Origin of the sequence: Candidatus Kryptonium thompsonii (genome assembly GCF_001535985.1) — a bacterium.
GTDB lineage: Bacteria > Bacteroidota > Ignavibacteria > Kryptoniales > Kryptoniaceae > Kryptonium > Kryptonium thompsonii.
The window spans coordinates 13,399-33,119 of record NZ_CZVS01000017.1 but is presented as its reverse complement, the minus strand read 5'-3'; the positions used below and the strand labels follow the sequence as shown (position 1 = coordinate 33,119).

11 protein-coding genes are annotated in these 19,721 nt (G+C 37.8%); 4 read left to right on the top strand and 7 right to left on the bottom strand.

Going from position 1 to position 19,721, the window contains the following annotated elements:
* Positions 1-80: 80 nt before the first annotated feature.
* The gene (locus AWW78_RS03235) at positions 81-1,145 is read right to left on the bottom strand and encodes an efflux RND transporter periplasmic adaptor subunit (protein ID WP_047134191.1); all 1,065 of its coding nucleotides are present in this window, start codon (positions 1,143-1,145) and stop codon (positions 81-83) included.
* 137 nt (positions 1,146-1,282) lie between these two features.
* On the opposite strand from AWW78_RS03235, the gene uvrA reads away from it, so the two are divergent.
* Positions 1,283-4,063 (top strand): excinuclease ABC subunit UvrA, encoded by a 2,781-nt coding sequence (gene uvrA / locus AWW78_RS03230; protein ID WP_082349205.1) that lies wholly within the window; start codon positions 1,283-1,285, stop codon positions 4,061-4,063.
* 196 nt (positions 4,064-4,259) lie between these two features.
* Here the strand turns inward: uvrA and queC are convergent, their stop codons facing one another.
* Genes queC through sov form a run of 3 tightly spaced genes read right to left on the bottom strand, consistent with a single transcriptional unit; the run spans position 4,260 to position 13,021 of the window.
* Entirely contained in the window at positions 4,260-4,961 is a 702-nt protein-coding gene (gene queC / locus AWW78_RS03225) for a 7-cyano-7-deazaguanine synthase QueC (protein ID WP_047134189.1), read from the bottom strand.
* Between the two features lie 22 nt (positions 4,962-4,983).
* Complete coding sequence (pyk, locus tag AWW78_RS03220) at positions 4,984-6,402, bottom strand: pyruvate kinase (protein ID WP_047134188.1); 1,419 nt, start codon at positions 6,400-6,402, stop codon at positions 4,984-4,986.
* Between the two features lie 25 nt (positions 6,403-6,427).
* The gene (sov, locus tag AWW78_RS03215) at positions 6,428-13,021 is read right to left on the bottom strand and encodes a T9SS outer membrane translocon Sov/SprA (protein WP_075426073.1); all 6,594 of its coding nucleotides are present in this window, start codon (positions 13,019-13,021) and stop codon (positions 6,428-6,430) included.
* A gap of 190 nt (positions 13,022-13,211) precedes the next feature.
* Here sov and AWW78_RS03210 point away from each other — a divergent pair, with 190 nt between their 5' ends.
* The 3 genes from AWW78_RS03210 to ftsE are packed head-to-tail and all read left to right on the top strand — an operon-like array spanning position 13,212 to position 15,938.
* Positions 13,212-14,537 carry a M24 family metallopeptidase gene (locus AWW78_RS03210; RefSeq protein ID WP_082349189.1) on the top strand — a complete coding sequence of 442 codons (1,326 nt, stop codon included), beginning with the start codon at positions 13,212-13,214 and terminating at the stop codon, positions 14,535-14,537.
* Complete coding sequence (locus AWW78_RS03205) at positions 14,534-15,286, top strand: class I SAM-dependent DNA methyltransferase (RefSeq protein ID WP_047134187.1); 753 nt, start codon at positions 14,534-14,536, stop codon at positions 15,284-15,286. The genes AWW78_RS03210 and AWW78_RS03205 overlap by 4 nt, the downstream gene beginning before the upstream one ends.
* Positions 15,279-15,938 (top strand): cell division ATP-binding protein FtsE, encoded by a 660-nt coding sequence (ftsE, locus tag AWW78_RS03200; RefSeq protein WP_047134186.1) that lies wholly within the window; start codon positions 15,279-15,281, stop codon positions 15,936-15,938. The genes AWW78_RS03205 and ftsE overlap by 8 nt, the downstream gene beginning before the upstream one ends.
* Positions 15,939-15,990: 52 nt before the next feature.
* On the opposite strand, the gene AWW78_RS03195 is transcribed toward ftsE, so the two are convergent.
* The 3 genes from AWW78_RS03195 to AWW78_RS03185 form a co-directional block, all read right to left on the bottom strand.
* Positions 15,991-17,289, bottom strand: a complete 1,299-nt coding sequence (locus tag AWW78_RS03195; protein WP_047134185.1) for a sensor histidine kinase — start codon at positions 17,287-17,289, stop codon at positions 15,991-15,993.
* A gap of 70 nt (positions 17,290-17,359) precedes the next feature.
* Positions 17,360-18,610 carry a tetratricopeptide repeat protein gene (locus AWW78_RS03190; protein ID WP_047134184.1) on the bottom strand — a complete coding sequence of 417 codons (1,251 nt, stop codon included), beginning with the start codon at positions 18,608-18,610 and terminating at the stop codon, positions 17,360-17,362.
* A gap of 42 nt (positions 18,611-18,652) precedes the next feature.
* Positions 18,653-19,210 carry a hypothetical protein gene (locus AWW78_RS03185; RefSeq protein WP_047134183.1) on the bottom strand — a complete coding sequence of 186 codons (558 nt, stop codon included), beginning with the start codon at positions 19,208-19,210 and terminating at the stop codon, positions 18,653-18,655.
* Between the last annotated feature and the right edge of the window lie 511 nt (positions 19,211-19,721).

Below are 19,721 nucleotides of genomic sequence, written 5' to 3'. Positions count from 1 at the left end.
CAAGAGACATAACAATTGACAAAACTGGGCGCCTTATACTTAGTGATGAAAGCCCCATAGCTCTATCTCCAATTTAAATTTTATTCAATTTCACTGATTTTAACTTTAAATCCAGATTTTAATTGTAAAAGACCTGTTGTAAGAACGGTGTCGCCAGGTTTGAGGCCAGATTTTACTTGTATAAACCTTTCGGTTCTGATTCCAGTTTCAACTTTTCTTTCAAGCGCTATCCCATTATTGTAGATGAAGACACTGGTTCCCTCAGTGCTCGGAATTATAGCCTCAGCAGGTATTAAAATTGCATTGGGTATTTCCTCAAGTATAACTTCAATTTCGGCAAATGAGCCAGGCAGAACTTCATAATTTTTATTCGGGAAGATCGCACGAACTTGAAGGGTTCTGGTTGTCGGGTCTATCTTTGGGTCAACTGCGTAAATGACCGCTCTATAGGTTTTATCTGAGCCTTGAATTTTGAAGTCAATTTTATCACCGACATTTACAGATTTAATATATTTTTCAGGAATGGAAAACTCAATTTTTAAAGTATCGATATCCTGCAAGGTAGAAATTTTCGTCGCTGGTGAAATATAACTTCCTTCACTTACATACCTTAAACCTATAACCCCGTCAAAAGGAGCTCTTATCTCGGTTTTAGCTATCCTTGCCTTGATAAGTTGAATTTCTGCCTCAAGTGTATTAAGCTCGGTTAAAGCAACATCGTACTCTTGTTTACTTATTGCCTCTTTTTCAAGAAGCATTCTTTGTCTATACTCTTTTTCTTCGGCTAATTTCTTTTGATATTGGGTTTTTAAAAGCTGTGCCTGAAGTTCAGAATCGTCAACCTTAACAAGTATATCACCCTTTTTAACCCTTCCCCCCTCGCTAAAGAATATCTTTTCAACCTTTCCTGAAATTTCACTTCTTATTTCCACTTCCTCATTGGCAAGGATTGTTCCAGTTACTTTAATTTTATTTTCAAGTTTTTGTGGTTTTGCTATGTATGCTTTTGCGGTGAACTCAGGTGCGAACCCGGGGTTTCTATTTACAGTTTTTTTATCTGCGAAAATTGATTTCAATTTGGGAAGGGAAAGCCCAATAATTGCGACAATTATAATTACAATTAGCCCTTTGTTTGAAATTTTCATAAATGGCTTTTAATTTTTGTTTTAATAATTAGACGCAGGCGGGAGTTTGAAGTTTCTTAGAACTTGTTTGATTTTTTAATTTGCTTTAAATTAAATCAAAACTTTCAAGGGAAAAAATTGCATTGCGTTTGAAAGCCGTGGAGAATGAAAAAATCATAATTAAAGGCGCTCGCGTTCATAATCTTAAAAATATAGATCTTGAACTCCCCAAGAATAAACTCATTGTTTTTACAGGTGTAAGTGGCTCTGGGAAGTCAAGCCTTGCATTTGATACAATTTATGCGGAGGGACAAAGAAGATATGTTGAAAGTTTATCGGCATACGCGAGACAATTTCTTGAAAGAATGGATAAGCCTGATGTTGACTTGATTGAGGGGATTGCTCCCGCTATTGCAATTGACCAGAAATCAACGGGGCGTAATCCACGCTCAACCGTTGGAACGATGACAGAAATTTACGATTATCTTCGTCTCTTGTTCGCAAGGGTAGGAAAAACTTATTGTTCAAGGTGTGGAAATCTCGTTCAGAAAGATACGCCGGGTTTTGTTGTAGAGAGAATAAAACAACTTCCTGAGGGAAGCAAAATTTATATTCTTTTCCCATTACATGTCCATAAGGGACATACCATTGAAGATGAGTTAGAAGCGCTTAAGGAGAAAGGTTTTTACCGTATTTTTGTTAACGATGAGCTCATCGATTTAAATGAAAAAATTGATTTTAAAAAGCTTAAAAGGGAAGAAATTTATGTCCTTGTTGACCGTCTTGTAGTTCGTTCTGATATTGATGAAGCAAGATTGTTTGATTCAGTTGAAATGGGCTTCAACGAAGGGCGAGGTTATCTTGTTGTCAAAGTTCTTGACTCGGGTGAGATTATGAAATTTAGTGAACATTTTGAATGTGCGTATTGCAAAATAGAATATGAAGAGCCGGAGCCGAGACTTTTTTCCTTCAATAATCCTTACGGGGCTTGCCCTAAGTGTCAAGGATTTGGCAGAGCATATGGAATTGATTGGGACGCGCTTGTTCCGGACAAAACAAAAAGTATAAAGGATGGAGCAATCTATCCGTGGAGAAGCGAAAAATTTTCATGGTTTCAAAAAGATTTACTGCGCGTCGCAAAGAAAATTGGCATCCCGATCGATGTGCCCTTTAAGGATTTAAGCCCTGAGCATATCGAAATTATAAAAAATGGGTACGATGGATTTGAGGGTATCGATGGATTTTTTAAACTGCTCGAGGAGAACTCATATAAGGTTCACTATAGGGTGATGCTTTCAAGATACAGAGGATATACAACATGCGATCTCTGCGGTGGTTCGAGGCTTAGAAAGGAGGCGTTGAATGTTAAGATTGCTGGAAAAACAATTTATGATATCGTTCGGATGTCGATAGAAGAGGCGTACTTCTTCTTTCAAAATATTGAGTTAACTGAATACGAAAGAACAATCTCTGCAAGTATACTTTCGGAGATAAATCGTAGGCTAAGGTATCTTTATGATGTCGGGCTTGGGTACTTAACGCTTAATAGATTATCAAATACTCTATCGGGCGGTGAAGCACAGAGAATAAATCTTGCAACTGCGCTTGGTTCTTCACTTGTTGGAACTCTTTATATCCTTGATGAGCCGAGCATTGGTTTACATCCACGGGACACGCATCGTCTTATAAAAATTTTGAAATCACTGAAAGAAAATGGAAACACGGTTATAGTTGTTGAGCATGATAGGGAAGTTATCGAATCAGCTGATTATATAGTTGATCTTGGACCCGGGGCAGGGGAAAATGGCGGGAGAGTGGTTTTTCAGGGTAAATATGAAGATTTGCTTAAAGATGAAAATTCGCTGACAGGTAAATATCTAAGCGGACAGTTGAAGATCCCAGTACCTAAGCAAAGAAGAAAGCCGAAAAAGGGAAATTCAATAATAGTTCGTGGAGCAAGGGAACATAATTTAAAGAATATAGATGTTGAGTTTCCTTTAAATGTTTTTGTTTGTGTCACAGGTGTAAGTGGCTCGGGGAAAAGCACCCTTGTTCATGATGTGCTTTATGCAGCTTTGAAAAAATTGAAAGACGGAACTTACGAAGGGAAAATAGGTGAATTTGATGAAATAGAGGGACATGAGTTAATTGACGCGGTTGAGATGGTCGATCAATCTCCAATCGGAAAAACACCGCGCTCAAATCCAGTTACATATGTTAAGGCATTCGATGGTATAAGAGAGATTTTTGCTTCAACTTACCTTGCAAAAGCTAGGGGATATACGCCGGGACATTTTTCATTTAACATTCCGGGTGGAAGGTGTGAAACATGCGAAGGTGATGGTTTTGTTAAAATTGAGATGCAATTTCTTGCCGATATTTATCTTCCCTGTGACTCATGCAATGGAAAAAGATATAAGAGTGAAATACTCGAGGTGGAGTATAAGGGGAAAAATATAAGCGATGTTTTAAATATGACCGTTACTGAGGCGATTGAATTCTTTAAAGGGCATAAAAAAGTTGTTGAGAGGTTGAAGGTTCTTGATGCGGTTGGGCTTGGATATATTAAGCTTGGACAACCTGCAAATACCTTATCTGGTGGGGAAGCACAACGTGTTAAGCTTTCGGCGCATCTTCTCGCTTCTGAAACGAGTCCACATACATTGTTTATTTTTGATGAGCCAACGACGGGGCTCCATTTTGATGATATCGCTAAACTTTTAAAAGCGTTTAATGCACTTCTTGATGCGGGACATTCGATCATCGTGATTGAACATAACATGGATGTGATAAAGTGTGCCGACTGGATAATTGACCTTGGACCTGACGCAGGAGATAGAGGTGGTTATATAGTTGCGGTTGGAACCCCAGAGGAAATCGCTCAAAATCCAAACTCATACACGGGCCAATTCTTGCGAAAATACCTCAATGATGTATAAGCATATCTACAAAAACCTTGCCAAAATATCTCAAAATTTGTGATTTCCATCAAAGAAAGTGACCATAATCAAATATTATATTCTTAAGTGAAAAGTTAATTCATTTCTGGAGCGAGGACCTCTGGGGGGAGGTCCTGCTTCATCGCTGTAAGGGTCTGGGTGAAACTCTGTTAATCAGGGTTGAGCCCAGACCTTTTTATATGTAAACGGGTTTAACTTCGTAAGGAATTGGATCATCTACACCTGCAAGTTGAAATCCTCTTAATCTAAAAGCGCAACTATCGCAAACACCGCAAGCGACATCCTCCCTTTGATAACAGCTCCAAGTCAAGTGTAAGGGTGCTTTAAGTTCAATTCCTTTTTTGACTATATCGACTTTTTTCATCTCGATAACTGGTGTTACTATCTCAATGGGTCTTCCTTCAACACCTGCTTTCGTTCCTAATTTTATAACCTCGTTGAAAGCTTTATAAAATTCCTTTCTGCAGTCTGGATATCCAGATGAATCCTCTTCAACTGCACCGATGAAAATTTTGGTTGCACCGATCACCTCCGCCCATGAAACAGCGATTGAAAGCATATTCGCATTTCTAAAGGGAACATAGCTTGTCGGGATCGCCTTTCGGTTTAAATCCGCTTCTTCAACAGGTATATTTTCATCCGTTAAACTTGATCCGCCGATTAATTTCAAATGTTCAATATTTATCACAAGGCGCTTCTTGACGCCGTAGAAGTCGGCTATATCATGAAAAGCTTTTAACTCCCTTTGCTCTGTTCTTTGACCGTAATTTAAATGAAGAAAAGCAAGTTCATAACCAAGGGAGTTAGCGATGGCAGCTGTAACACAGGAGTCAAGTCCTCCACTTACCAAAACTACGGCAATTTCTTTTTCCGTCATATTTTTAAACGAAATTTTTGTTTTAAATTCGTTCGACTTTTATCATATTCGTTGAACCTCGTTGGAATAGTGGAATTCCAGCTGTCATTATTATTAAGTCTCCGCTTTCCAAAATTCCACTTTCCCTTAATTGAATCTTTGCGTTTTCTATCGTTTTATCCGTTTCTGAAATTTCTTTGAGTTTAATTCCAGTCACTCCCCATACAAGATTCAAAAGTTTTACAACTTCATCATTGTCTGTAAGGGCAATTATTGGAACCGCAGGTCTGTATTTTGCAATTGATTTCGCCGTTGCTCCAGTGTGAGTTATAGTTACAATCGCTTTTGCATTTAATTGTTGGGCAAGAAGACAAGCGGCTCTTCCTATTGCATCGACCTCATCTCTTAATTTCAAGTTGGAGTCAAAAACAGGTCCGTAAAAATTATATTGCGTTTCGATTGCTTGTATTATTCTGTTCATTACTTTGACTGCTTCGATGGGGAATTCGCCAACTGATGTTTCACTACTTAACATCACTGCATCGGTTCCATCAAGGACAGCATTTGCAACATCGGTTGCCTCCGCACGTGTTGGTCTTGGATTTGAAACCATCGATTCAAGCATCTGCGTGGCGGTTATAACGGGTTTACCAGCTATGTTCGCTTTTTTAATTAACATTTTCTGCAGAACAGGGACTTCCTCAGTTGGGAGCTCAACGCCAAGGTCACCTCTTGCGACCATTATCGCATCAGCAAGCTCAATTATGTCATCAATCGATTTAACTGCTTCAATCCTTTCAATTTTTGCGATTATGGGAACAACTCTACCTAAATCTTCCATCTTTCTGCGCAAATTGATTATATCTTCCCTTTTTCTGACAAATGATAGTGCCACATAGTTAACACCATTTTCAAGTCCGAATTTTAGATCCTCTATATCTTTTTCTGTAAGCGATGGAACTTGAAGTTCTACGCCAGGTAAATTTACACCTTTATGCGATTTCAAAATCCCTCCATCAACAATTTCACATTTTACTTTTTTACCTTCAACGCTTATAACCTTAAGTTCGATCATCCCATCATCAAGGAGTATAGTATCTCCAGCTTTAACATCGTCTGTAAGGTATTCATATTGAATTGGAATGGTTTCATTGTCGCCGTCGATTGATTCCGAAGTAAGAAAGACAAAATTTCCAGTTTTAAGTTCAATTGGTTCTGTTTTTAATTTTCCAACCCTTATCTTTGGTCCTTGCAGGTCCTGGATTATTGGGATAAATTTACCCGTGATTTTTGATGCTTCGTTGACAAGTTTTATAAATTTTAAATGCTCCTCGTAATCGCCGTGTGAAAAATTCAATCGTGCCGCATCCATTCCAGCGTTTATAAGTTCAACGACCTTTTCAAGTGTGCTTACCGCTGGTCCAAGGGTGCACACTATTTTTGTCCTTCTAAAATTTTTCATTTGTTTCAAAATTTTGTTTGTAAAATCATGTTCCAATCGAGATGTGGAGGTCAATTCCAACTTCATTTATTGTTGAACCTGGGATAAAGGTGCTTCTTGAATCCGATTTTGATTTTGTAAGTCGATAGAATAGCGAACCTGTGACGCGCGTGCTTAAAATATAACGAAATCTCAACTCCATTGTCGTCCTAAGAATTCCATCAAGTGGCAAAGCTTGAGAAAGATTTCGTGCTTGATATGTTTGCCTTGAATTTTTCGATGATGAATAAGTAAATGTTATGTCAACATCATTTTTAAGTGAGAGACCAAAAATTGGCAAATTGAAACCTCGCTTTGAATAGCTCAAGTTGAATGAGATTTCTCGTCTGAATGTTTCAACGATCGCCTTAGCCGAAAAGTTCAAATCATAATAGGTTGATGTTATGTATCTGAAACCGCCAGTTAGATTTCCGTTCCATAAAGGTTTAAAGGTTAGATTAAGTCCGATCAAGGGGTTAAAATCATAGCCAGTTCGTTCACCTTCAAATGTTTGTCCTTGACCTATGAAGCTTCTCCATCTTTTTTCAAAGTTTGATGTGTATGCATGTTCAAGTGAGACGCGAGTTGCAAAAGATTTAAAGATGGAAAACTTTTCAAGCCCATCCCATCTTAACCTCCAGTTAAGCCTGGGGAAGAAACCGCCAAGAAGTTTGCTTAAAAATGGGAGCGTTTCAAAACCCTCTTCAAATGCCTGGGCTAGTTTTTCATCATCGGTTCTTTTATCATTTGGGTCGAGTTTAAGTTCGGAATATACAGATGCTACGGATTTAATTCCACTTTTGAAAATGCTAAATATAAAAACAGGTGGCAATGTCAGGAATGACCTGCTTACTGAGGCGGAACTTGTAAATGATGTAACTTTGGGTATTCCAAGTGAATCGGTTATAATTCTTTGATTTTTTTGATAGCTCCACCCAAGATTCCAGCTTAAATCAAGGTAAGCACCTTGCCAAAGGGAGCGAGATGTGGTTATCGAAATTTTGTTGTTTTGTGTATAATTATCGTCAAGATTTCCATTTGGTGCTCTTAAGCCTGGACTTTGCTCAAATCCGAAAAATGGGAAACCTTTTTTGGGGGTAAGTTGAATTTTACCGTTCGGATTGGAGACAAGTCCAAGTTGATATAAAAGCGATGGTCCATATTCAATTCTATCGCTTATAAACGGAAGCCATGACCAAAGATTTCCCATGCCTGGTCTTTCGCTGTAAAGTCCTGTGTTCATTGCTGTGTTTGTCTGAGTGAATGTAATTTGAACATTTTCGTAATCGAGAAATGGGGTTTTTATAAGCATTTTTAGAACATTCTTGGGTGATATGGTTGAACCAGATTTTTTTGATGTGTCCCTTTGAGCCTGGGCTCCGCGACCGCGCCCAGTTCGTTCATCATCTTCTCCAAACCATGAGTTGGCAAGCGATTTTAATTTTAATGATAAGTTAAAGTTTAAATTTGCAGAGTATCCAGCGCTCCTTCCAAGCTCTCTTTGTTGGAAATTATTTTGCCATCTATATGCGGAGGAATAACTGAAGTTAGCATTTAGATATTTGTTCAAACCAAGAATCGGTGGTATCCTCGGGTTTGTTCCTATGCTTATTTGTTGAGATAAAGTTGATGTCTTGCCAAAGTTGATCAAACCATCTTTGAAAAAGATGTCGCTAAAAATTTCTTTTGTGCTCCGCTGTCTGCCAAGGGAATCGGTTTCAAGGTGGACGAGATTGCTTCCTATGTCAACTTGATATCTTAAAGATGGATTTATCAAACCATTATTTGAGAATTTCCAATCAAATGAAAAGCCTCTTTGAGCGTTGAAGATGCGAGTTGTTGGTTCGTAAGTTGTCTTCGTTCTAAATTTTCTATTCTCATGTCCTCTATCAAATCTCATCATTCCAGCAAGGCTTGATGGGGTGAGTTGAATTTCCCAATCTTTATATGTGTCCAAAAGTGGGATCCCTGCGAAAAGTGATTTAAAAGGTTTAAGGGTTATTGGCTTAATACTGGTTGAATAATTCGTTTGAAAGTTGAAGCCCCATTTGTTACTTAGTTCAGTATTTATATCTCTAAACCTTGAACGGTTGAAGTTAAATCCAATGTTTATTTTGTTGATGACATCTCTGATATACCATTTTTGGGAGTTAATTGTAAAGTTGACTGATGGAATTGCCCATGTTTCTGACACCATTATTTGCTGGATGACAGTTAACAAGCTGTCCGCTTTTCTATTTGCTTCTTCTTCTGTTCCGCCTTTTTCAATGATTGTCTGTCTGAGGCGATTTGCAGCTTCGGTTGCAAGTATGTCTTTGCCAGGGATATATTTCGGGATTCCTATATTTTCAGTTCTGGAATATGTAAATGGAATTCGCAACGATGAGCTTAAAAACGAAGGCAAAATTTTCTCGATATTAAAATTCGTTGAAAAAGCCCAATTTGTTGAGAGAACTCGAGCGGATGAATTAACAAATTTATCTGAAAGTCCTCTGAATTCAGGACTTCTTCGCGCAATTCCAAAATTGACATTTAAAAGTTCGGGTACGCTAAATTGAGCGGATAGATTATATGCCCAGCCGAGGGCATCATTTGCTTTTAGAAGCCTAAGTTCATTTACCCAAACATCACCTGAAAGTAGTTGGGGCCCTTTCCCCTTTGGATTTGTGACGCCAATTGCAATAAATGTGATGTTTGTTAGAGATGGATTCCCCTTGACCCAATATGTTGCTCCAGGTGGCCCATCTGGCACAGGTATTCTCTTAATAGGTTGATTTATTGAATCTCTTGTTTGTTTTAAGGCAGTAAGTTGATCAAAGACGATTTGAATATTATTTCGCACATCCCAGTCGGGCCATATCGGCTGACGGTATTCGTAATAATTTGATGTATCCGTTCCAATCCAGATAAAAATTTCAGCTGAATAATCTGTGGTATCGCGGAAGTAGAAATTTCTATCACCATGAACAAAAAGACGCATGATCTTGTAGTTGAAAAGGTCAAGTCTTTGAGGGAATCTTCTCATTGCAAGACGGAGCGTATCATCTGGTAAATTCCGAATAACAAACGCAAGTGATTGTTCATTCCCTTCAATTTGCTGATCTGGTCTTGTCCTATCCCTTGGCCTTTGCACACCAGGTGGAGGAGTATAATCTGGATTATCTTCAACGCTTACGACGGTAACTTTGAACATTTCATCGTTCTTTACCAATTCTTCCCAGTAATTTCCAACTAGATTAAATTCAGCTATCCTAATTACTGCGTCGTTATCAAATCCAGTGAACCAAACCCTTACAAATTCAATCAGTGTAAAACTTGGATTCCCAATGCTTCGTGTATATGAAGAAAGCGGTATTTTAAGCTGATACCAACCGTTTGAACCACCACCAGCTATGTATGGATTGTTTACCGTATCAAGCGGGATTTCATACTCGAAATAATTATTTACAAGATCAAGTATGTGGTTTCTGTTTAAATCCTCCTGATCTGGTTCAGGGTAAAAGTTTCTATTTCCTTCTGTTCCATTTCTTCGCATTAAGTCTCCATAGTCAAAGTTGTCTTGGCTGGGATCATCACCAAGATTGGGATATTTTGCTCTCTCTTCGCTATCGTTCATACCATCAAGCCCAACATCTTCATCAGGATCAAGGCGGTAGTTTCCATTTTTGTCTTCTGTGTCAAGTCGTTTATTCGGTATTACATCCTCGGAAATTTGCCCAAGGTTTATCAGCATTTTTGCGTTTGGTCCAGGATTACCTATGATTTTAAACCAGATTTCAATGTAAGTTATATTTTCGGTTGTGAGATCGGTCGAAAAGTACGGAAGAACTCTCATCATTCCTGCCCAGTTTTGTCGGGGGAAATTCTTAATTGAGTCCCATTTGGTGGTGTAGTTGTATTGTCCTCGTCGTTGTGGGAAAAATTGAATGTCTAACGGTGTAATAAACTGCTCTTCCTGGGCAACTCTTTTCTGTGGCCAAACTTCTGTTATTTGAACAGATTGTGGTATGTTAAACCATGCAAGATATCCCTTTCTTTGCACTTTTATTGTATCTGGAATTTCTTCCTTTCTTGTTTCACCGAGCAAGGGCATAAGAGCAGGTGCACTTGAAAAATGCCAATGGCTCGAAATTAAACTGAAGGAAATAATCCTTTTTGAACCTTCAAAATCATCGAGATAAACGACGCTTTCTCTGTTGTCCCCAACGATTGTACTTTTCCTTGTGTTTGGATCAGCAATTATGAAAGCGGATTCACCTCGAAGAGAAAATGAAGCATCTTGTTTTGCTTGATATCCTGGGAATATGTTAAAGAATTCGGAAATCCTTCTCGAATTAAATCTCGTTGAAAGATCAACTCCAAACATTGTATTGCTAATCGGTTCTTCTCCTAATCTAACTTTATCACTTAATGTTTGCTGTGCATAGTTCATAAATGTAAAGCCAAATTTCGTATTTTCGCCCAAGTCAAGATCGCCTCGAGCACCGAGAATTGTTTTGGAGGCGAAAGAGAAAAGATCATTTGTTTCATATCTTATTCTTAGATTTGCCCCTGGTAAGAGAGCATCCCGATTTAAAATTGTAAGCTGACCAAGTATGTAATCAACTCTATAATCGACACCTTCAACTAATCTTCTGTCGTTTAAATAAACTTGAACACTCCCTTCAGCAACATTAAATCCAAGATTATAAGTTGCCTGGGCATCGCTTGTCAATTTTGCAGAAATTTTAAATTTTGATGCCTTTGCTGTATTGTTTCTTGCTGCAACTTGATTTGTATCGTAAATATCATCGTAGGCAATTGAATTTATGAATTCGTCGTTTTTGTCAGGGAAAATTTTTTTCAACGTTTCCTTACTGAATGGCTTAAGAAATGGGAAGATAATTTCACCACGGCTTGGGTTTATCGTTTGGTCGGAAAAATCAAATTTGTTGTCCGAGCCTGGAGAACCATCCTCTGCAAATCTATCAAATCCGAAAGCTTTTAAAAGGTTTATCCCGTCTATATCCTCCCTCTCTTCCTGATCCGGGCTTGGTTTGTAAAGAAGTTTTAGTTCAAATCCCTCTTTTTTTATGTTTCTTGCACCAGCAAGAGAGTAAATGTTTCTTAACTGCAAGATCCATGCTTTTTTGAAGGAAGGTTGCGGGGATCTCGGTCTTACAAGTTTTAAAACAAGTGTAACTGCTGTATCGGTCAACGAATTCACAAAATCACCATAAACTGTATCGTCATCGGCAATTTGAGTTGGTCCTTCAACTCTATAAGCAACCGCAATTGCTTGGTTATCTTGAATATCTATGTTAAGTGAAATAACCCCGATGTCGGCATTGATTGTGTAATCTTTTCCCTGTTCAAGTTTTCTGAAAAGTCCAACCTCAATTCTACCAGGATCACTTTGTCTAATTGTTCTTAAACTATCGTAATACGATTTGTTTGTGGTTGGTGGCAAATTGATGTCTGCTACGATAAATCTTGTCAAGCCAGGTTCGGGGCGCTCAAGCTGAGAGATCCAAACCTCAATATCTTTAACCTGCAACTCCGGAGCTATTCTTAATGGAGGACTGTTTTGATAGTAGGGTTCATAAGTTTTAATGTATTTCTCATCAATAAAATAATGTCTTTGCGAGTATTGATAAAGGAAAACATCTACAGATTGCGTTTGAGCTCCACCAGTCAAAACCCTTTCTTGCGATTCACCTTTTTTCTGGCTTGCTATGGTTGTTAGCTTAAGTGGACCAAGTTGTAAATTTGCTTTTATACCGAAGAGAGCTTGACTGCTTCCAATCAAAGAAGATGGAGTTTGGAGCGAAACATTTCCTGCTTCAATGCTTTGAATTATCTCATCCTCGTAGCCTTTGTATCTTATCTTAAGTTGGTTTTCAAACTCGAATTGTCTTTGGGTGTTCCAATCAGCGGTTATGTTAAGTTTATCTCCTATAGTTCCGCCAACATTTATTTGAACTTGCTGATTAAAGTCGGGTTCATTTCGAACACTTCCAAGCCTTGATACTATGAGTTGTTCGGTTTTTTCATTTCTCCATGCGCCTGTTATATCGACAGCACCTGAAATGTGAAGGTTTATAACGGGGGGACCAAATATGCTGAAGATTGGGTTTGCCGGAACAGGTATTTGAATGTTTGTTATGCTTCCAAAAAGTTTTTCAATGTCATCTCTTTCCTCTCTTTTTTCATATCTATGCGCAAGTTCAATCCATGATTTTCTTTTGTTTTCCTCAAGCTTTATCTGTATATATTTTTCAAGCGGTATCACAAGGGGGAAAGTCCGATCACTGCCCGCAATTTTTTCTGTTATTTTAACGAACCTGCCCGTGGAATCAATTTTTATCTCATGCGTTATTAAGTTTGAAGGCATAAATAACAAGGGGTGGAATTGGGGACGATTTAATTGAATGTATGGTTTTAAAACGAACTTTTTATTGAAAAAATTTTTTCCTGTGGTTGAATCAACTTTGGCTGTGTCAATCTTAGTTACATTCGTATCTGGGAAAGTTATATTGTGGAAAGAAAAATTTAAACCTTTTGCGAGTGAAGAAAGAGTGAAAAAAGTGAAAAATAAAATCACATAAGCTCCTGATCTCATATTGATAGCCTATCAGCGATTATGTTTAACAGCGTAACAGTGAGCTATAGCCGACCTGAAATTTTTTTGACTAATTTAAAGATAAAATTTTCAGAATTTAATTTCAAATTGAACTCTGTATGATTTCAAGTTCGTTGCTTAATTAGTTTGTGTTTGCTAACTTTATTAAAAACAAAGCAAAGAAGAACCCATGCAAATTATTTTAGTTTTCATAGCGTTTTTTCTTCTGAATATAAGCTCATGTGTTCGGGAAACACCATATCAATATCCTAGGAAAATTAAGCGAATGCCAGCGGAAAAGTTTTTTGAAATTAAAAAGGCGAAACTTGAAAGGTTTGTTCTCCCAGCAATGAGAAATGAAGGAATTGATATGTGGATTGTTTTGACCAGGGAATATGTCGTTGATCCACTTGCCAAAGATTTATCAGCTGATAGGGCAGTTGCGAGAACAGCTCTTGTCTTTATAAACGAGGGTAACTCGTTGAAAAGAATAGCAATTTGCGCAAGTTATGATGTTGACCCAATCCAGAAGTCGGGAATTTATGATACAGTTATTTCTTACAAAAAAGAAGGGCTTGCACCGCATTTGAAAAAAATCGTTGAGGAGAAAAATCCAAGAAAGATAGCACTTAACATTTCTGAGGATTTTCCAATTGCAGATGGTCTTTCGGCTAGTACATTAAGTTATTTAAAAAACATACTTGGTGAGAAATTCGCAAGTCGTTTTGTTTCGTCCGAAAATATTGTGATGGCTTACAGAAGTCAACTTTTACCCGAGGAGATCGAAATTATGAGAGAGGCTGTGAAAATAACGGAAGAAATAATTTCAAAAGCTTTAAGCAATGAAGTTATAAAACCAGGTAAGACCACCGAGAAAGATGTGGCTAATTACATAAAAAAACTGATGCGTGATTACGGAGTTGGACCTTCTTGGGAACCAGAGAGCTGTCCAAGTGTCAATGCTGGAATTACACGAGGCCATTCTGAACCTTCAAATTATGTGATCCAAAGGGGAGATTTAATAACGATTGATTTTGGTATTAATTTAAGTGGCTACTGCACAGATATCCAGCGGACTGCTTATGTCTTGAGGGAAGATGAGGAACAACCGCCAGATTATATTTTGAAAATGTGGGAAACAAATGTTAAGGCGATCGAGGAAGGATTTAAAAAGATGAAACCTGGTGTGATTGGTTTTGAAGTTGACAGCTCTGCAAGAGCTGTGATCGTTAACGCTGGTTATGAGGAATATCCGCATGCAGCGGGTCATGTCATCGGATATTCAACTCATGAGATTGGACCTCTACTTGGTCCAAATTGGAAAGATCGTTATGGGAAGAGACCCTTTTATAAATTATTACCTAACCAAGTTTTTGCGCTTGAGCCATCAGTTTATCTTTACAGCAAGGAAAGGAACGGTTATCTAAGAATTGGACTTGAAGAAGATGTTTTAATAACTGAAACAGGGGCAGAGTTCTTAAGCACACCACAAAAGGAGCTAATTTTAATAAAATGATTCAAACAGAGCCATATACTGCTCTCGCTGAGATTTACGACTGTATTATGAAAAGTGTGCCGTATAGGAAGTGGGCAAGATATATCATTGAATTGATAAGAGAATTTTGTCCCGATGCAAGGCGAATTTTTGAAATAGCTTGTGGAACTGGGACTATGCTTATTTTATTAAAAAAAGCTGGTTTCATTGTTGATGGAATGGATTTTTCCGCTGCGATGATTAATAAAGCAAAGGAGAAGATTAAAGCTGAAGATGTTAAGTTATTTGTTGGGGACATGTCAAATTTCAAAGTCGATGAAAAATATGATGTTGCATTGTGTCTTTATGATAGTGTGAATTATCTTGACAGCATAGAAAAGCTTGATGGTCTTTTTAAAAGCGTTGAAGCCTTATTATATGATTGGGGAATTTTCATCTTTGATATCTCAACTGAATATAACTCAATTCAAAATTCAAGCTTGATGAATTCAAGCGGGGAATGTTTCGGGATAAAGTATACTAGAAGAAGTTATTATCTAAGGGACGAGAGAATTCACATCAATGAATTTGAAATTGAAATGAACGGTGAGAAGTATTTTGAGAAGCATGCGCAGAAAATTTATAGGATTTCAGAGATCAGAGATGTTATTGAAAGCAACGGTCTTTTTGAAGTTGTTGGTTGTTTTGATGGGTTTTCTTTTTTGGAGGGAGGCGAGCGATCGGAAAGAGTGCATTTCATTTTAAAGAAAAGGAATAATTGGAATGGTTGAATTTAACAACGTATCGGTATGGTTTGATGATAATCTTGTTTTTAAGGATTTGAATTTTAAAGTTAACGATGGTGAGTTTGTTTTCGTCACTGGTCCGACCGGTTCTGGGAAAAGTACATTGCTTAGATTAATTTATATGGATATTTTCCCTAATCGCGGCAAAGTCATAGTTGGAAGGTTCGACTCAAGAAAGATAAAGAAAAGGCAAATTCCCTATTTAAGAAGACGTCTTGGCATAGTTTTTCAAGATTTTAAACTTCTTGATGATAGAAACGTCTTTGAAAATGTCGCTTTCGCTCTTTATGTAACGGGGGCTAAGAGAAAAGAAATTAACAGAAAGGTTTTAATGGCACTTACTGAAGTTGGGTTAAGTCACAAAAAGAACAGCATGCCAGATGAGCTCTCTGGTGGGGAACAGCAGAGGGTTGCCATAGCAAGAGCAATCGTTAATGAACCATTTTTAATTCTCGCAGATGAACCAACTGGAAACCTTGACCCAGATACATCAACTGAAATAATAGAGCTACTAAAACGGATAAATCTTCGTGGGACATCGATTATAATGGCCACGCACAATTATTCTATCATTGAAATGGTGAAAGATGCAAAGGTTTTTCAAATTTCAAACCATACACTTGTTCAAATAAAATAAAAAAGGGGAGCTCATAGCTCCCCAATGTCCCCGAGCGCCTTTTTTCAAAACTTCATTCAACCGGGATCGAAATTATAAATTCCGTTCCATTTCCAACTTCACTTATAACCTCAATTTTACCATTGTGATTCTCGATTATTTTTTTGCATATCATTAGACCATACCCGTGTCCTTCGGGCTTTGTAGTTAAGTTTATGTTGAAAAGCTTTTCGCGGACCTCTGGGGGGATTCCTGGACCGTTGTCCGCAACTCTTATTTCGATTTTATTTAATTCCTTGTCAAAGTATGTTCTTGTTATTATCGTGGCATCTTTCCTAGCGTCTGTTGCGTTCTTATACAAATTGATCAAAAGTTGTTGGAATTGAAACGGGTCAATGTTAACAAGCGGGAGCTCGGGGTCAAGTTCATCAACAAATTTTGCAATAGAGTACCTTGACAACGGCTGTACGAACTGTATCGTTTCCTTGATGATGTTGTTTATATTGCTTGGTTGTTTGTTTGGCTTCATCTCCGCGCTGTCAAGAAGCCCGCGGATGAAGTATTTCATCTTGTTGATCCCAGATAGTAGGGAAGATATGGAATTATTTAGTTTTTCATCCTGCGAAATTTTCGCTATCTCTCTTGAGATAAGCTTTGCGTTAATTGAAATAATGGTTAAATAATTTGATAGCTCATGTCCAATTTCAGATGCAAGTGCTCCACGCGTTGCCATTCTTTCAGCTTTTATCATTGCCTCATTCGCTGATTGTAAATCAATATACGCTTTTGAAAGCTTCTCGTAAAGTTTTGCATTCCTTATCGCAATAGCTGCATGACCGGCAAGTATCTCGAAAAGCTGAAGTATTTCATTTTTGTTAATTTCTGTAACACGGTTGCTATCAACATAAACAACACCAAGTATCTGACCATCAACTGTTAACGGGACGCAAATTATAGTTTTCAGGTTTAAAGCAATTATGCTTTCTTTTCTCATGAAATCTTCGTAGTTGATAATATCTTCAATGACTATCGGCTCCCCACTGGAATAAACATCCTGAACTATACTTTTACTATATGCGATTGCTTCTTCGTCTAATGTTTCACCCTTTGAATTTCTGGCGAGCGCACACTTTAGATTTTTATCCCCATTTACCAGGAAAAGACAACCCTTATTAGCTTTTGCAAGTGAGATTAAATTATCCAACACTATTTTTAGAACCTCGTCAAGAATGAGAGATGAGTTGATCGCTTTAACTACATTGAGGATAATTTCCAAATTCCTATGTTTTTCTCCCTCAAGTTCTTCAATTCTTTTTTTGACATCAGTTATTTTCTTTTTTACTTCCTCGAATATTTCGAAATTTTCAATCATATTTGATTAAACCAGAGTTAATTTTTAAAAAGCCGGCGGTTCCTGAAAACCGCCGGACCTGATTTAAATTCTACGCTTCTTTTAACTCTGCTAATTCAGCCTGAATTCGAGCGATATAGGATTTAACTTTGATCTTCTTCAAGTATTTAAGCGATGATTTTAAGGATTCTCGGGCTTTGTCGATTTGCTCTTGCTTCTTGTAAAGTTGACTCAATTCATAGTAGGTTTCGCCAAGGTTGAGCCAGTTTCTAAATTCAAGATTTAAATCAATGGCGGTCTTGAAATAACTTTCCGCAAGTTGTAAATTTCCATGCTCGATTTGAATAACGCCGAGAATCCTATAAGCATCAGCGATACTTTGTCTGTCTCCAATTTTATAGAATATATCAAGTGATCGGGTCACATAAGCAGTTGCAAGCGGGAGATCTTTGATCCTAACATAAGCATCCGCTTTTCCAAGATAGGCAAGGGCTAGCATATAACTATCTTCAAGCTTTTGGGCAAGCTCAATGCTTTTATCAAATTCTTTAAGAGCAGCGTCGTATTCGTTTTTATGAATAAGCGTAATGCCAATGTTGTGGTATGTTTGGGCAAGCCTAAGCGCATCACCTCTTTTCTCAAGTCGCGGTAATGCCTGCTGAAAATGCGAAATTGCTTTATCCCAGTTTCCACGCATGCTCTCGATTATACCAAGGTTTATATGCAATCTTGCGATCAATTCTTCATTCTTTGTCTTTTCTGCTTTTTTAAGCGCATTGTTAAAGTATGTAGTGCCAAAATCATAGCGACCACTTTCATAAAATGCTATCCCAAGACCATTTTCACATATTGCTATTCCTTCGGTGTTCCGCAATTTTTGATATATCTTCAGCCCTTGCCTTAGGGCGGATACAGCATCGCTCAATTCGTTTTGCTTCGTTTTAACCTCACCAAGCTTTATATATGCCTTCGCCCTTGCTTCGTCAAATTCTCGACCTTTACCTGCTTTCTTTATCACCAGAAGGAAACAATTTTCAGCTTTGTTAAATTCGCCATAAGTTAGACATACATCTCCAATGTCAAAGCACATCTGAATGAACTTAAACTGATCTAGATATTCACCAGCCAAACTTAAAAGCGTATCGAACTTAATTTCGGCTATTATTTCTTCTTGAACTTCGGGTTCAACTTCAACTTTCGCCTTTGCTTCCTTTAAGTCTAGAGCGAGATTTTCTTCTCGCTCTTTTAGTATCTCATTAAATTTTTTAAGAAAGTCGTCCCCGCAATACCTGCGGGCGACGGCTATAACTTTATCTAAAAAAGTTGATTTAAGTCTCTTCATAATTTCGCCTCCTTGTTGTGAAAAATTTAGATTAAACCGAAATTACCATGACCAACCATATCTGGAGAAGTGATTGGTCTGGAAACTAATTGTTTGCTTTTTAGTGTCAACAGTCACTGGGCTATTAACATATTCCCAGTTTCCAGTGTCCGGATTATACCATACTGGCTTGAGATCATATGGTGAACCATCTCCAAGGTCAATCCCAGCGTATGAAAGTGAGATCGTAACATTTGTGTTAAATGTCATGCTCGGATTGAATTCAACAGCTGCATAATCTCCGCCAAGCACTTCAACTGTCACATAGGTTGGTTCACTCACCGCGCCCGCAGGGATATAAACGGAATTATTGTAAGTTTTCCTTCCTCCGACAGTTGCATCTTTTCCTGGGAATACCCACTTTCCAGCAAATCCTTTCTTCGCAAGAAGTTCTTGCTTAAACGCGTCATTCCACTTCAAAAGTTTAATTTGTCCATCTCTGTTGATAATCCCCGGCTTCCCAGTTGAAAGCCCCACCGGGTTATCTGCGCAGCTTGTGAAGAAGAAAGCTAAGCTAATTGCGAAGATGATGACGCTGAGGGCTGAGATTAAGCGCTTCATGGTAACCTCCTTGTTTTAGTTTGACATTTAGTTAGTTTTTAAGTTTTATGGTTAGTAAAATTCACATTTACAATTAGCAAAAAAACATTCACATCAATATCTTTACAGGGTTTAATATCAATTAAGCTAAACTGCAGCTAACAATTTTCGCAGTTAACTTATAACCATTAAACTTTAAACAGATCACACATTGCAAGCGCTAGTCAACTTTAAATTCTTCCTCATATCTCAAATTGGAGCAGATAAAAACCTTACATTCGATTCCGCAAATGCTTAAATAACAGAACACAATGACATAAAAGCCCTGCGTAATTTAAAAGAACGAGTTAAACTTGAAACTACAATTTACCAACATTTATAGTTAATTTACACAACAATAAACTAAACTTTCTAAAGCGATCAAGCCTCACACACTTCTTTAAAACAAGCAATTAAAATTCCCAGTCTTAATCAGAGCTGCCAGAATCTTCATATTCAACTTGCATCAAACATGTAAAGAACAAAATCTATA

What these genes read in the sequence shown, in the direction of transcription:
- queC (WP_047134189.1), bottom strand. Translation starts at nt 4,961, where the DNA reads ATGACGGAAAAAGAAATTGCCGTAGTTTTGGTAAGTGGAGGACTTGAC.
- AWW78_RS03210 (WP_082349189.1), top strand. Translation starts at nt 13,212, where the DNA reads ATGCAAATTATTTTAGTTTTCATAGCGTTTTTTCTTCTGAATATAAGC.
- AWW78_RS03205 (WP_047134187.1), top strand. Translation starts at nt 14,534, where the DNA reads ATGATTCAAACAGAGCCATATACTGCTCTCGCTGAGATTTACGACTGT.
- AWW78_RS03195 (WP_047134185.1), bottom strand. Translation starts at nt 17,289, where the DNA reads ATGATTGAAAATTTCGAAATATTCGAGGAAGTAAAAAAGAAAATAACT.
- AWW78_RS03235 (WP_047134191.1), bottom strand. Translation starts at nt 1,145, where the DNA reads ATGAAAATTTCAAACAAAGGGCTAATTGTAATTATAATTGTCGCAATT.
- AWW78_RS03185 (WP_047134183.1), bottom strand. Translation starts at nt 19,210, where the DNA reads ATGAAGCGCTTAATCTCAGCCCTCAGCGTCATCATCTTCGCAATTAGC.
- ftsE (WP_047134186.1), top strand. Translation starts at nt 15,279, where the DNA reads ATGGTTGAATTTAACAACGTATCGGTATGGTTTGATGATAATCTTGTT.
- pyk (WP_047134188.1), bottom strand. Translation starts at nt 6,402, where the DNA reads ATGAAAAATTTTAGAAGGACAAAAATAGTGTGCACCCTTGGACCAGCG.
- AWW78_RS03190 (WP_047134184.1), bottom strand. Translation starts at nt 18,610, where the DNA reads ATGAAGAGACTTAAATCAACTTTTTTAGATAAAGTTATAGCCGTCGCC.
- sov (WP_075426073.1), bottom strand. Translation starts at nt 13,021, where the DNA reads ATGAGATCAGGAGCTTATGTGATTTTATTTTTCACTTTTTTCACTCTT.